Source organism: Exiguobacterium sp. SH0S7 (assembly GCF_004337195.1).
Taxonomy (GTDB): Bacteria; Bacillota; Bacilli; order Exiguobacteriales; family Exiguobacteriaceae; genus Exiguobacterium; species Exiguobacterium aurantiacum_A.
In genome coordinates, this window is the sequence record NZ_SJVA01000008.1 from 11,325 (window position 1) to 23,408 (window position 12,084).

A 12,084-nucleotide genomic window follows, 5' to 3' on the forward strand; every position below is an offset into this window, starting at 1 on the left:
CAAAAAAAGCTGACAAAGAGTAGGTCCTTGTCAGCTTTTCCTATTATTCTGTAAATCCATGATCGGCAATCACTTGTTTGAACCAGTGCCCAGACTTTTTGACGGTCCGCTCCTGGGTCGCTAAATCGACACCAACGAATCCATAGCGGTTCTTATAGGCGTTGCTCCATGACCAGTTGTCCATGAACGTCCATAAGTGATAGCCCTTAACGTTCGCGCCTTCTTCGAGCGCCCGATGCGTCCATTTCAAATGCTCCCGAATGAAGTCGATCCGGTAGTCGTCTTGGACGCTACCGTCAGCGTCACGGTAACGCTCTTCTCCTTCGACGCCCATCCCGTTCTCCGAGATGAAGCATGGAATATTGCCGTAATTGTCTTTCAAGTTGATTAAGATGTCATAAACGCCTTGCTCATAAATTTCCCAACCACGATACGGGTTCATCTTGCGACCCGGCATCTCATAGAAGTCGAACAAATTCTCCGGCAGGAATGGCGCTTCGGGATTCGGAAGGGCCGCTTTCGCCTTGACCCGACGCGGTTGATAGTAGTTGATGCCGAGAAGATCAATTGTGTTGGCGCGAATGAGCTCCAAGTCTCCAGGTTGCAGCTCCGGCATCGCGTCTTGTTCACGCAACACATCGATGAGCTCTTCAGGGAACGTCCCGAGCACAGACGGATCCAAGAACGAGCGGTTGAAGATGGCATCTGCCACTTGTGAGGCCTTCACATCGGCCCGGTGTTGGCTACGTGGATACGACGGCGTCAAATTCAGGATGATCCCGATTTGACCGGCCTGCCCCTGCTCCCGGTATGCCTGGATGGCGAGCGCGCTCGATAAGATTGAATGGTAAGCGACTTGGACGGCACGCTTGAAATCGACGACGTTCGGATAGTGGAAATCGTACAAGTAACCACCTTCGACCGGCACGATCGGTTCATTATGGGTGAACCACGTCGTCACACGGTCTCCGAAAAGTTTGAAACACGTCTTTGCGAACTGTACGTAAGCATCGACGACATCACGTGATTCCCAGCCGCCTCGGTCTTGAAGCGCCATCGGCATGTCAAAATGATACAAGTTGATGAACGGCTCAATGCCATGATTGATGAGACAATCGATCACGTTGTTATAAAACGTGATCGCCTCATCATTGACCTTGCCGACGCCTTCAGGAAACAGACGTGACCACGAGATTGAGAAGCGGAACGTGTTATGTCCGAGTTCTTTCATGAGCGCGATATCTTGCTCATACAAATGATAGAAGTTAGACGCTTCGGTCGCGCTGACCCCATTGAAGAATCGGTTCGGTTGTTGCATATACCAGTAATCCCAAATATTTAAGCCTTTACCACCTTCAAACGCCGCACCTTCCATTTGCGTCGCCGAAGAGGCCGTCCCCCACCAAAAATCGGTCGGGAATTGATATGTCACTACTGATGATGTTTTCGTTTCTGTCGGGTTCGTCATAAACTCTCTCTCCCTTATTCTCTATTTCTTCTTTACACCGCTTCGTCTGTCTGGTTAGCGGCTTCTTCCTGTTCTTTCTTCAAGTTCAAACGGTCAATAAATTTAAGGAACGGGAACCACACCGCCAAGATAATCAAGAAGTTGACGAGTTGAAGTAATCCGCCGGCGAGTGAATTCGTCGCCATCATCCCGCTGATGAACATCGGAACGGTCCAAGGTACTGCGACTCCGGTCGGTGGCGGGACGAGCCCTGTCGACATCGCAAAGTAAGTGACCGTGACCGTTATGAGTGGAGCGACAATCCACGGAATCATGATGAGCGGGTTCATGACGATCGGCAGACCGAAAATGACCGGTTCGTTGACGTTAAAGATCCCTGGTCCGAGTGACAGTTTCCCGATTTGCTTCAACTGTTTCGATTTCAGGAACAATAAGATCGCTACGATGACGGCAAGCGTCGAGCCCGAGCCACCAAGGCCGACCGTATAGATCTCGACAAACTGTTTACTGATGATGTTCGGCACATCTCCGGTCGCCGTGTACGCGTTCAAGTTTTCAAGCGACAACGTATTCCAAATCGGATCCATGACCGAGTTGACGATGACTTGTCCGTGCAACCCGAAGAACCAGAACAATTGGACGAAGAAGATCGCAATTAACGTTGGCACGAGACCGTTGCCTAATTTAACGAGTGGCTGTTGGACGACGTTGAAAATGACGTCATGTAAGTTCGTATTGAACAAGCTCGTCACACCGATGTTGAGGAGCAAGAAGACCGTCAGCGTCAACAAGGCTGGCACGAGCGCCGAGAACGACTTCGCCACCGCCGGCGGTACGCCGTCCGGCATTTTGATTGTCCAGTTCTTTTGAACGACAAATCGATAAATCTCACCTGAGAGGAACCCGGTGATCATGGCGAGGAACATTCCTTTCGCACCGAGACGGTCGAGCGGGAGGACGTTTCCGACCGCTTCTGTCATTCCTTCGACTTCGATGAGGAACGGTGTCAACAAGAGGAACGATACGAGGGAGATCGCCCCACCAAAGACGGCTTCGACGTTGTAACTTTTCGAAAGATAATAGCCAATACCGAAAACGACGAAGATTGACATGATGCCCATCGTGGCCGATGGGGCGTTCCCGAGTGACGATTTGAACGCGTTCAGCGTCCCTTCCGACATGAACTTGTCTAAGAACGGCAAGTTGGCGATGACGACGACGATCGAACCGAACATCGTGATTGGGAATGCGAGCATGAACGCATCCCGTAATACTTGCAAATACCGACTGTTGTTCAAGTAAGTCGCCATCGGCATGAGCAACTTGCTGATCAATAAGAACATTTTGTTGTCCTGTGACATAGGATTCACCCTTCTTGATTAGGATTTACAATCTTTTGCTCGACCATTTCAATCAAACCCGCCGTCAAGTCAAGCATCGTCTGGGTCGACATGAGATGGTCTTCGGCGTGAAGGAGTAACAATGACATGTCTGTCTTCTCCCCGTTCGCCTCTTTTTGAATTTGACCGAAATGCGTCTGATGCGCTTCTTTCAACTGTTCACGCGCTGTCGCTAGCTGCGCTTCAAACGACTCGTACGAACCGTTCTTGTATGTTTGGATGGCTTCTTGGATCGTGCTCCGAGCGTTGCCGCTGTGCAAAATCATCATGAATGCCATCTGTTCTAACGTTAACTCTTCCGTTCCTTCCATGACTCTCACCCCATCAATTTAATTGCTTGTTCATACGCCGCTTTCCCGTTTGCGGTTCCGTAAGCCATCATGTCGATGACTTCGACCGGTTTCGATGTTTGCGCTTTCAATTTATCGAGTAAAAAACGCATTTGTGGCCCGATGAGAATGACGTCCGCCTCTTCCATCTCTTTTCCGACCTGGTCTTGACCGACTGCCCAAATTTTCGCTTCGTCCCCGATCGACTCCGCATGCTGTTGCATTTTCGTGACGAGCAGGCTCGTCGACATGCCCGAACTACAAGCAAGTAATACCTTCTTCATGATTGATCACTCCTTTTTTGAAATCGTTTACAACTTTTATTATACACATGAATCATTTCATGTCTATACTTGATTTAAAGTTTGTTTAGTTTTTAAATTTAAAAGTGTAGACGATAACAAATGAGAGTGAGGAACTTTACTATGAACATCATCCCGTTACAACCGCATTACCAATATCGTCTGTGGGGAGGCGATCGCTTGAAATGTTTCGGTTTTCACTTTGACGAACCTTCGATTGGTGAGGCTTGGACTGCATCAGCCCTGAAACAAGGCGGTTCCATCGTCAGCGCCGGGCCTTATGAGGGCATGACTTTACAAGCACTCTATGAGCAAGCACCTGAACTGTTCGGCATTGATGCCCCTGAATTCCCGTTATTAATCAAGTGGATTGATGCTAACGATGATTTATCGATCCAAGTCCATCCTGATGACGAATTAGCCCAGTCACTTGAAAAAGAACCGTACGGAAAGAATGAATGCTGGTATATTCTCGATGCGCCAGAGGGGAGCGAAATCATCTACGGTCATACATTTGAATCGAAAGACGCATTAAAGCAGGCGCTCGCGGACGGGAACGTGATGACTGGATTAACTCGAAAACCTGTCAGCCGAGGCGATTTTCTATACGTTCCAGCCGGGACCATCCACGCCTTGACGAAAGACTTGTGTGTCCTTGAGATTCAACAGAGTTCGGATACGACGTACCGTCTCTATGACTACGGACGCATGGAAACATCGACTGGACACACCCGTGACCTCCATGTTGAGCAAGGTGCACTCGCCTCGTTCGCACCCCATCTCGACTATGCGGAACCTGTCCTGCGTCTGGATCATTTCCGAAAACAGTTGACACGTAACCCTTATTTCTTCGTTGAAAAATGGAATATCGAACGCGAGGAATCCGTCTCGACGGATACGTTCCGAATCTTGACGGTCGTCGCTGGCTCGCTCGAAATAGATGAACACTTGTTCGAGACAGGCGGTACGATCGTATTGCCGGCCCACCAGTCGTTTGAGGTGAAAGGAAATGCCACCTGTCTCGTTACTGGTGTATCGTCACTAGATAAACAAAAAGCCCGAATCGGAATCGATTTGGGCGGTACTAATACACGCGTCGCGGTCGTTTCAAAAGACGGTCGCGTTGAGAAACAATTTAAGTTTAAGACACACCCCCATCTTGAGATGGAGGCGACGTTAAGAACTATCAGTCAAGCCGTCAAACGCTTCGAACTCGAATATGAGATTGAACATGTCGGGATAGTCGCCCCCGGACCGCTAGACCTCAAACGAGGAACGTTTCTCACTCCGCCTAACCTCCCAAACTGGCATCATCAATACCTAGTTGAACCGTTGTCCGATTTACTTGGCCTCCCTGTCACCTTAGAGAATGATGCGAATGCCGCGGCACTCGCTGAAGCAAAGTTTGGGGCCGGACGTAACGTAGACTCTATCTTTTATGTCACAGTCAGTACAGGGGTCGGTGGCGGTTTTGTTTACAAAAAGCAACTCATAAGTGGTGCTCACGGAAGTGCTGGTGAAATTGGCAACATGATTGTCCGTACCGAAGGACCGATCCATCACACGCTAAACGTCGGTTCGCTTGAGACACATGCTAGTGGTACAGCCCTACATGAACGGGCAAAAGTAAGAGGGTTACATGACACTATGACATTATTGGCAGACGAAACTGAACGAAATAAGTTTGTTGACAGTTTAGCGACAGGTCTCGTGAACATTATCCACACGGTAGACCCCGACATGATTATTCTCGGGGGAGGCGTAACAGCGGCTGCTGCGTTATACTGGAATCAATTGCAGGATGCAGTGAATGTACGGGTCTATCCCCACTTACGTGGAGAGACAAAGCTCGTTTTGCAGCAACTGAAAGGAGACGCCGGCGTGATTGGGGCCGCGTTTTTAGCTTAAGGAGTGAATAGAATGCAACATTATTTAGCCATCGATATCGGTGGTACGAGTATCAAATACGGTGTCGTCCAAACTGATGGGACACTTCTGTCGAACGACCACGTCCCGACCCCTAAGACGTGGAAAGCATTTCTCGAACAGATCGATGCAATCGTGAACAACACGCAAGCCGCGGGACCGATTCAAGGAATCGCCTTTAGCGCTCCCGGCGCCGTCGATTCGTCGACCGGGGTGATTCACGGCGTTACCGCCCTCCCTTACATTCACGAACAGCCTTTCCTCGAGCCGTTTCAAGACCAGTACGACTTACCCGTCACCGTCCTAAACGATGCGAACGCGGCAGCGCTCGCCGAAGGATGGACCGGGGCCGCCGCTTCTTTGAAACGTTATGCGACAGTCGTCATCGGCACGGGTGTCGGTGGTGCTTTTATCGACTCGAACGAAGTCATGGTCGGTTCACACTTCCATGGCGGCGAGTATGGCTATTGGATTCTTGACCCGAATGCCCCCCACCCGGACGGCACGTGGAGTAAAGTCGGTGCGACGGCCGTTCTCGTGAAGCGGTGCAGTGATCGCCTCGGACTGCCCCTCACCGGCAAAGACGTGTTCGACCTTCAATCGGACTCACGTATTCATGAGGAACTCGAAAACTTCTATCGTTGGAATGCGATCGGACTCTACAATCTCCAGTTCGGGCTCGACCCGGAACGGATTTTGATCGGTGGCGGCATCAGCCGGCGGCCTGAAGTCCGTGACGGCATCAAGCGTCACCTCGATGCGCTCACAGATTCGTTCGGTACGTTCCGGATCGACGTCGAGACGTGCGCCCACTTCAATGAGGCCAACTTGATCGGCGCTGTCCGGTTCCACCTTTTAACGAACTAAAAACAGGGTTTCCATCGCCACTTGGTGAAGGAAACCCTGTTTTCTATTGTCTGATTCGGTCCTCATGCAAGTGGTGATACACCTCGTCCCGGATCGCTTGGAGCGTCCGATCATGAACAATCACGTGGGCGCGAATGATGCGGTTCGTCCGCTCATCAATCTTCCGCGTCTCTAGATAGCGATCTAAGATCGGTAAACTGAAATCATCGATTGGCAAATACGTAATCGGGATCACTTCCTGTCCCGATTTAACGGAGACTTGTATCCCGTTCACGTCAGGAAAGAAGTGCGACTCGTAATACGGCTCGATGATGAGCTCGTCTTTCATCGCGTCCCTTACTTCGGGAATTGTCGTCGGCAAGGCAATAAAGTACACCATCTGATCAAACGAGAACGAGACGTCTTGTAACGAGACGTGCAATACCGCCGCCTCACGCTTGGCGATGTGACGTAAGATGAATAGATAGCAGTACCGGCTCGACAGCAAGATGGTCCCGATAAAGGCGACCGCCATCATCATGACGCTAAACTCACTCATAGCGTCACCCCTTCCCAGCGACAGACTTGATTTTTCCCGCGTGACTTGGCCGCATAAAGAGCCTGGTCCGCACATTCAATCAACTGTTCGACCGTCTGATCACGAAGCGTATGCTTCGAGGCGACGCCAAAACTGAGCGTCAACTGCCCATCCGGTTGTTGATTCCCGTGCGTGAATGTTGTACCGAGAACGGCTGAACGAATCGTTTCGGCCACGTGCGTCGCTCCGATCTCATCGAATCGCGGGAGCAAGACGACAAACTCTTCGCCGCCGAACCGATACGCCATCTGTTCATCCGGCACACTTCGGCGAATGACGCTCGCGAGTCGCGTCAACAGTTCGTTCCCCGCCAAATGACCGTTCGTATCGTTATAATGTTTGAAGTGGTCGATGTCCATGACGATGAGCGACAGTTCATCTTCATCACATTCGCGGAACAATACATCCAAATCTTGCTCGAACGAGCGATGGTTCTTCAAACGAGTCAGTCCGTCACGGAGCGCGAGCGTCTCAATCCGTTGATAAAGCGTCGTCTGATGCAACGCAAGCGATGCCTGTTCCGCGATGGGCCGAACCCCATCGATTTTTTGAGGGGTGATCGGCTTCTTGTTGACGACGTTATCGATGACGAGCAATCCGTACGGGATACCTTGATGATGTAACGGGAAAATTGTGCACTCGTCCATCTGTAACTCTGTATGTAATAGTCGTAGGACCGCATCATCGGTGATGCTCGCATAGACGTGTTGGGGTCGGCCCGAGTCGAGTGTCTGTTTAAATACATGATTGGACTTAAATGGGAACGTCATTTTTCGAATTCGCTCGTTCAATGGCTCGTCTTGCGTCGAGTCCGTCTCTTTCTCGTCAATCAATCGTTGAAGGTCATAATGTTGCCGTGTGATTTCTTCCCAAATTTGGTACCCTTCCTCGGGATTCATCGGTCCCGTCCCCATGACGCCGTAAATGCTGTCTTTTTCCGGGTCGGCAAAAAAGATGATCGAGCGGTTGAAGCCGAGCCCATGACCTGCCGTCACCGACGTCAAAATCGTCTGTAGGAGACGGTCCGGGTCAAGCGTATCTTGCATCGTGAAGCTGACTTCACGAAACACGTTCAATTGACGAGAGCTTGTCGTCAACATCCGTAACCGATCTGAGCGTTCCCGTTTCAATTGTTTAATATAACCGAACAAGAGCGCGGCACCGAGTCCGAAAAAGATATAACTGAGCAACAACGGAAACGATAAGTCTCCTGATTGGCTATAGACGAGCAACCAACCGACAAGAATGGCGGTCACCATGCCCGTCCATTGAAAACAGATGAGGCCGGTCGCGATGAGCAGCAGCACCGACCAATGTAAATCATAAAAGTCGAACAGAATCCCATGCCAAATCACGACAAGGCTACTCGCCCCAACGAGTAGCCAACGGTTCAAAGATGGGGTCGTCATCAAGCGCAGTACGTTGATGACGAGTGTGATCAGGACGATGCCAACAATCAATAAACCGTATACCATCGCTACCCCTCATTTCGTCAATAATCATCTCTACACGTCTATTATAGAGCGATTATTCAAACGTGGGACAGTTTTCGCCCAATTACTGACCAAACTTTTAAGTTTATTGAAAGATTTTCCAATAGACTTCAACGTTTGTTTTACATCATTATTTCGTGTACTTTAGCACAGTAACGTGAAATGATGGAAGCAATTAACCGAATCAAGTGAGGTGGAGGCCTAATGGATTTTTGGATAGACACGCTCTCATCGATCGGGACGTACATGCTGATCGCTGCCGGTGTCAGCGTCGCGATCATTTTGTTGCGGAAAATCACGAAGTCATAACAAAAGGCGGCCGCCTTTTGTTAGTCAAATAAAATCCGTTGCATCCGCTCCGGTGCCGCTAAAAAGTCGCGCATGACCCGGACGTGTTCGAGTTCATCGAACGTCGTTGGCGCGAGCCCCGCCTCGACTTCCAAAATCGCCGCGTCCGGATACGACATGAGAATCGGTGAATGGCTCGCGATGATGAATTGGCTTCCTGATTGAACGAGCTCATGCATCCTTGCAAGCATCGTCAATTGACGCATCGGCGACAACGCGGCCTCGGGCTCGTCCAAAATGTAGAGGCCGGAACCGCGAAAACGATGGAGCATGAGCGACAAGAACGCTTCCCCGTGTGACTGCTCATGGAGCGAACGACCACCATACGATTCATAAAACCGTTCAGGGTCAGGACTCGATCGCGCTATTTTGTCTACATAACTTGATAGCTGATACGCCGTCTCGGCCCGGAGGAAAAAACCGTCCTTCGGGCGATACGCACTACGAATCGGGCGCAACGCCTCGAACAGCGGGCTATGTGTCGACTCGGTCTCAAAGCGGAACGCCGTCGCCCCGCCTTCCGGATTGAATCCAGCGGCAATCGCCATCCCTTCGATCAACGTCGACTTGCCGCTGCCGTTTTCCCCGACTAAAAACGTGACCGGCTTCGTCAACGTCAATTCGTCAAACGCTTTAAAAATCGGGAGCGAAAACGGATACCCTGGCGTTTCGATCCGATCTCGTTCTAAGCGGACACCTCGTAAAAATAAGTTCAATCCCATTCGATCCAAAAAATCGCCCCCTCGTTTGATTCGACCCCGTAATTGAGTTGCTGCGCTTCGAGCAACAACTTGTTGATGGCGAGTCCAAGACCGTGTCCGTTCGACCGGTCACCTTTGACGTACATATCCCATACGCTCGCAAGCATCCTATCATCGAGCCCCGGACCTTGATCCTCGATCTCGAGTCGGTTTCCGACAATTCTGATTTTGATGACGCCACCGTCGGGACTTACCTGGTAGGCGTTATGAAGAAAGTTGGACAACACCCGTTCCATCGTTGTTTGGTCGGCTTGTAGCGTGACTGCTTCGAGTTCGAGTTGGACGGTGACTTGTTTATGCCAGAACCAGTCTTCCATTCGTGCCACCGTCTCACGAACGAGTCCATCCAATCGGATCGGCTCGATTTGGAGCGGCAGACTTCGTGACGATAACTTCGAGTACTCGAGCATCTGCGTGACGAGACGATCGATCCGGTCAACTTCTTCGGTCATGCTCCGTCCTGTCGATGAGACGTCTTCTGGCTTGACGACGCCGAGCTCGAGCATCTCTGCCTCGTTGCGAACGATAGCGAGCGGTGTCCGCACGTCATGTGTAACCCCAGAGATGAACGTCTTTTGCAGCGTCTCTTTTTCTTGAAGCGCACGATTCATCTGATCGACCGCTCCCGTCAAATCACCGATTTCATCGTCTGTGACCGGCGGCAAGCTGATCGTGTGTGTTCCTGCCATGATTGCTGCGGTCGCTTGTTTCAATTGGACGAGCGGGGACGTTAAGCGCCGACCCATCCAATACGTCACGCCAATCGCCGCAACAAGGGCAAGCAAGAAGCCACTCCCGAGAATCATATAGATTTGACGGAACTGGGGATTCGCTAGCGGCGCATTCGTATACGTCACGATTTGAATATCTCCTTCTTCTCGTAAAAACGTCAAGAGACGCGTACCGTTTACGCTGACTTGATCGCGTTCCGTCAAAGCGTCCGGGTTCAGCGTCGGTGTCATCTGTCTCCGCATCCGTCCGCCTCGGTCAAGATCGATCGGTTCGCCGTCTTGAAACACGAGGACGTTGAGCTGTCCCGGTATGCCTCGCCCCTCAGCTAACGCGTCATAGACGATGTCCGCTTCACGCTCGAGCTGGGCGTAACTTTCCGTCTCGGCAAAGCGGCCGATCAAGAGCGACGTGAGTCCGAACGTGAGCACGGCCATGACCACGAGCGGGAGAATGGCGGTCCACAACAACTTTTTCATCAACCGGTTCATCACATGTCCTCCAATCGATAACCGACCCGATGCACCGTCTTCAACTGCCGTTTGATCGTCTTGGACTTGTCGCGGAGCTGTTTAACGTGCGTGTCGACCGTCCTCGTGTCACCGACGAACGTATAGTCCCACACGTCGTCGAGCAATCGATTCCGGTCAAGCGCTTCCCCGATATGCTTCATGAAATAGACCAGTAGTTCGTACTCCTTATTGGCCAATCGAATCGGTTTCCCGTCTTCAGTCACCGTCCGTGATTTTTCATCCACTTTCAGATCGCCGAACACGATGCCGTCCGTCTGCTTGACGAGACGCTTCAATCGAATCTCGAGCTCTTTCAAGACGATCGGTTTGACTAAATAGTCGTCAGCACCGAGCTCAAGACCGAACACCCGGTCATCGGCTTCCCCGCGTGCCGTCGTCAACACGATGGCCGGCCGCGGCTGAAGTGTCTGTAATCTCGGAATGAGCGTCCATCCTTCCCCGTCCGGCAGGCGAACGTCGAGCAGTACCGCATCGAACGGCTGATCAAGCAGTCGTTTCGCCTCGGCGAGTGTCCCCGCCACGCTGACAGTAAAGCCCGAGTACGTCAAAAAACGGGCCATCCCGTCCGCTAGCTTCTGTTCATCTTCCACTACGAGCACGTTCATCTGTATCGCCTCCACTCCCATTATATCGCATCAAGAAAGCATCCCATCGTTTCCCAAATACAATTTGCAAAAACCTTGCAACTCCCTCACAACTTGCCGGCGGGCAAGATCTACACTTGAGGTAGTAAAAGGAGGAGATACACATGAAATCATCAAAATTAGCACTCGCTTTGGCCGGCCTGCTTGCCGTTTCGGGCACAGGCGCCTACGCAGCCACGAACGAGACGACGACAACTGAAACGACAGAATCGACGGAAGCTTCGACGCAATGCGAACGCGGTGAACGTGGTGAACGCGGCATGTTCGGAGACCGGGCAGCCGGACAAGCGGCGTTGCTTGAGGCGCTCGGTTTGACCGAAGCCGAGGTCGAAGCGGCACGCGAAGAAGGACAGTCGCTTCCTGAGCTCGCAGAAGAGAAAGGCATCACGGTCGACGCATTCATTGACGCGATCATCGCCTCACACGAAGTGAAACTTGATGCAGCGGTCGAGAACGGTAATTTGACGCAAGCGGAAGCCGACGCGATTTTAGCTGAACATGAGGAACGATTCGCCGACGTGACAAGCTATGACGACCTAGACATGCAAGGACCGGGAGGCAGAGGTCGACACGGTCACGGGTCGCATCACGGTGGCCAATTCGGTGGTCCAAACCAAGACAACAATACACCTTCAACAGATGACAATGTAGAAAATCAGAGTACAAATTCACTGTAAGCAAAAAGGCAACCAAATCTCGGTTGCCTT

Annotated in this window: 12 protein-coding genes; 3 read left to right on the plus strand and 9 right to left on the minus strand. The window is 51.3% G+C overall.

Going from position 1 to position 12,084, the window contains the following annotated elements; translation table 11 throughout:
• Window positions 1–43: 43 nt before the first annotated feature.
• The 4 genes from EVJ22_RS11755 to EVJ22_RS11770 are packed head-to-tail and all read right to left on the minus strand — an operon-like array spanning window position 44 to window position 3,481.
• The gene (locus EVJ22_RS11755; protein WP_131443986.1) at window positions 44–1,468 is read right to left on the minus strand and encodes a glycoside hydrolase family 1 protein; all 1,425 of its coding nucleotides are present in this window, start codon (window positions 1,466–1,468) and stop codon (window positions 44–46) included.
• Window positions 1,469–1,500: 32 nt separating this feature from the next.
• Window positions 1,501–2,811: a PTS cellobiose transporter subunit IIC gene (gene celB / locus EVJ22_RS11760; RefSeq protein ID WP_131444008.1), complete on the minus strand. Its 1,311-nt coding sequence runs from the start codon at window positions 2,809–2,811 to the stop codon at window positions 1,501–1,503.
• Window positions 2,812–2,834: 23 nt separating this feature from the next.
• Window positions 2,835–3,179 (minus strand): PTS sugar transporter subunit IIA, encoded by a 345-nt coding sequence (locus tag EVJ22_RS11765; protein WP_071398793.1) that lies wholly within the window; start codon window positions 3,177–3,179, stop codon window positions 2,835–2,837.
• Window positions 3,180–3,184: 5 nt separating this feature from the next.
• A complete protein-coding gene (locus EVJ22_RS11770; protein ID WP_071398792.1) occupies window positions 3,185–3,481 on the minus strand; it encodes a PTS sugar transporter subunit IIB in 297 nt (98 codons plus the stop codon).
• Between the two features lie 141 nt (window positions 3,482–3,622).
• Between EVJ22_RS11770 and EVJ22_RS11775 the strand changes: the two genes are divergently transcribed.
• Together EVJ22_RS11775 and EVJ22_RS11780 are read left to right on the plus strand one after the other, a co-directional pair.
• The gene (locus tag EVJ22_RS11775) at window positions 3,623–5,407 is read left to right on the plus strand and encodes a type I phosphomannose isomerase catalytic subunit (protein WP_158625530.1); all 1,785 of its coding nucleotides are present in this window, start codon (window positions 3,623–3,625) and stop codon (window positions 5,405–5,407) included.
• A gap of 12 nt (window positions 5,408–5,419) precedes the next feature.
• Complete coding sequence (locus EVJ22_RS11780; RefSeq protein ID WP_131443988.1) at window positions 5,420–6,292, plus strand: ROK family protein; 873 nt, start codon at window positions 5,420–5,422, stop codon at window positions 6,290–6,292.
• Between the two features lie 43 nt (window positions 6,293–6,335).
• Here the strand turns inward: EVJ22_RS11780 and EVJ22_RS11785 are convergent, their stop codons facing one another.
• From EVJ22_RS11785 to EVJ22_RS11805, 5 genes are all read right to left on the minus strand, one after another.
• Window positions 6,336–6,830 carry a hypothetical protein gene (locus tag EVJ22_RS11785; RefSeq protein WP_071398790.1) on the minus strand — a complete coding sequence of 165 codons (495 nt, stop codon included), beginning with the start codon at window positions 6,828–6,830 and terminating at the stop codon, window positions 6,336–6,338.
• Complete coding sequence (locus EVJ22_RS11790) at window positions 6,827–8,344, minus strand: diguanylate cyclase (RefSeq protein WP_131443989.1); 1,518 nt, start codon at window positions 8,342–8,344, stop codon at window positions 6,827–6,829. Before EVJ22_RS11790 ends, EVJ22_RS11785 begins: the two co-directional genes overlap by 4 nt.
• A gap of 347 nt (window positions 8,345–8,691) precedes the next feature.
• Window positions 8,692–9,432, minus strand: a complete 741-nt coding sequence (locus EVJ22_RS11795) for an AAA family ATPase (protein ID WP_131444009.1) — start codon at window positions 9,430–9,432, stop codon at window positions 8,692–8,694.
• The gene (locus EVJ22_RS11800) at window positions 9,423–10,691 is read right to left on the minus strand and encodes a HAMP domain-containing sensor histidine kinase (RefSeq protein ID WP_131443990.1); all 1,269 of its coding nucleotides are present in this window, start codon (window positions 10,689–10,691) and stop codon (window positions 9,423–9,425) included. The genes EVJ22_RS11795 and EVJ22_RS11800 overlap by 10 nt, the downstream gene beginning before the upstream one ends.
• Window positions 10,691–11,338, minus strand: a complete 648-nt coding sequence (locus tag EVJ22_RS11805) for a response regulator transcription factor (RefSeq protein ID WP_071398780.1) — start codon at window positions 11,336–11,338, stop codon at window positions 10,691–10,693. The genes EVJ22_RS11800 and EVJ22_RS11805 overlap by 1 nt, the downstream gene beginning before the upstream one ends.
• A gap of 143 nt (window positions 11,339–11,481) precedes the next feature.
• Here EVJ22_RS11805 and EVJ22_RS11810 point away from each other — a divergent pair, with 143 nt between their 5' ends.
• Window positions 11,482–12,054, plus strand: a complete 573-nt coding sequence (locus tag EVJ22_RS11810; protein ID WP_131443991.1) for a hypothetical protein — start codon at window positions 11,482–11,484, stop codon at window positions 12,052–12,054.
• The last annotated feature ends 30 nt before the right edge of the window (window positions 12,055–12,084 follow it).

What these genes read in the sequence shown, in the direction of transcription:
- EVJ22_RS11755 (WP_131443986.1), bottom strand. Translation starts at nt 1,468, where the DNA reads ATGACGAACCCGACAGAAACGAAAACATCATCAGTAGTGACATATCAA.
- celB (WP_131444008.1), bottom strand. Translation starts at nt 2,811, where the DNA reads ATGTTCTTATTGATCAGCAAGTTGCTCATGCCGATGGCGACTTACTTG.
- EVJ22_RS11765 (WP_071398793.1), bottom strand. Translation starts at nt 3,179, where the DNA reads ATGGAAGGAACGGAAGAGTTAACGTTAGAACAGATGGCATTCATGATG.
- EVJ22_RS11770 (WP_071398792.1), bottom strand. Translation starts at nt 3,481, where the DNA reads ATGAAGAAGGTATTACTTGCTTGTAGTTCGGGCATGTCGACGAGCCTG.
- EVJ22_RS11775 (WP_158625530.1), top strand. Translation starts at nt 3,623, where the DNA reads ATGAACATCATCCCGTTACAACCGCATTACCAATATCGTCTGTGGGGA.
- EVJ22_RS11780 (WP_131443988.1), top strand. Translation starts at nt 5,420, where the DNA reads ATGCAACATTATTTAGCCATCGATATCGGTGGTACGAGTATCAAATAC.
- EVJ22_RS11785 (WP_071398790.1), bottom strand. Translation starts at nt 6,830, where the DNA reads ATGAGTGAGTTTAGCGTCATGATGATGGCGGTCGCCTTTATCGGGACC.
- EVJ22_RS11790 (WP_131443989.1), bottom strand. Translation starts at nt 8,344, where the DNA reads ATGGTATACGGTTTATTGATTGTTGGCATCGTCCTGATCACACTCGTC.
- EVJ22_RS11795 (WP_131444009.1), bottom strand. Translation starts at nt 9,432, where the DNA reads ATGGGATTGAACTTATTTTTACGAGGTGTCCGCTTAGAACGAGATCGG.
- EVJ22_RS11800 (WP_131443990.1), bottom strand. Translation starts at nt 10,691, where the DNA reads ATGAACCGGTTGATGAAAAAGTTGTTGTGGACCGCCATTCTCCCGCTC.
- EVJ22_RS11805 (WP_071398780.1), bottom strand. Translation starts at nt 11,338, where the DNA reads ATGAACGTGCTCGTAGTGGAAGATGAACAGAAGCTAGCGGACGGGATG.
- EVJ22_RS11810 (WP_131443991.1), top strand. Translation starts at nt 11,482, where the DNA reads ATGAAATCATCAAAATTAGCACTCGCTTTGGCCGGCCTGCTTGCCGTT.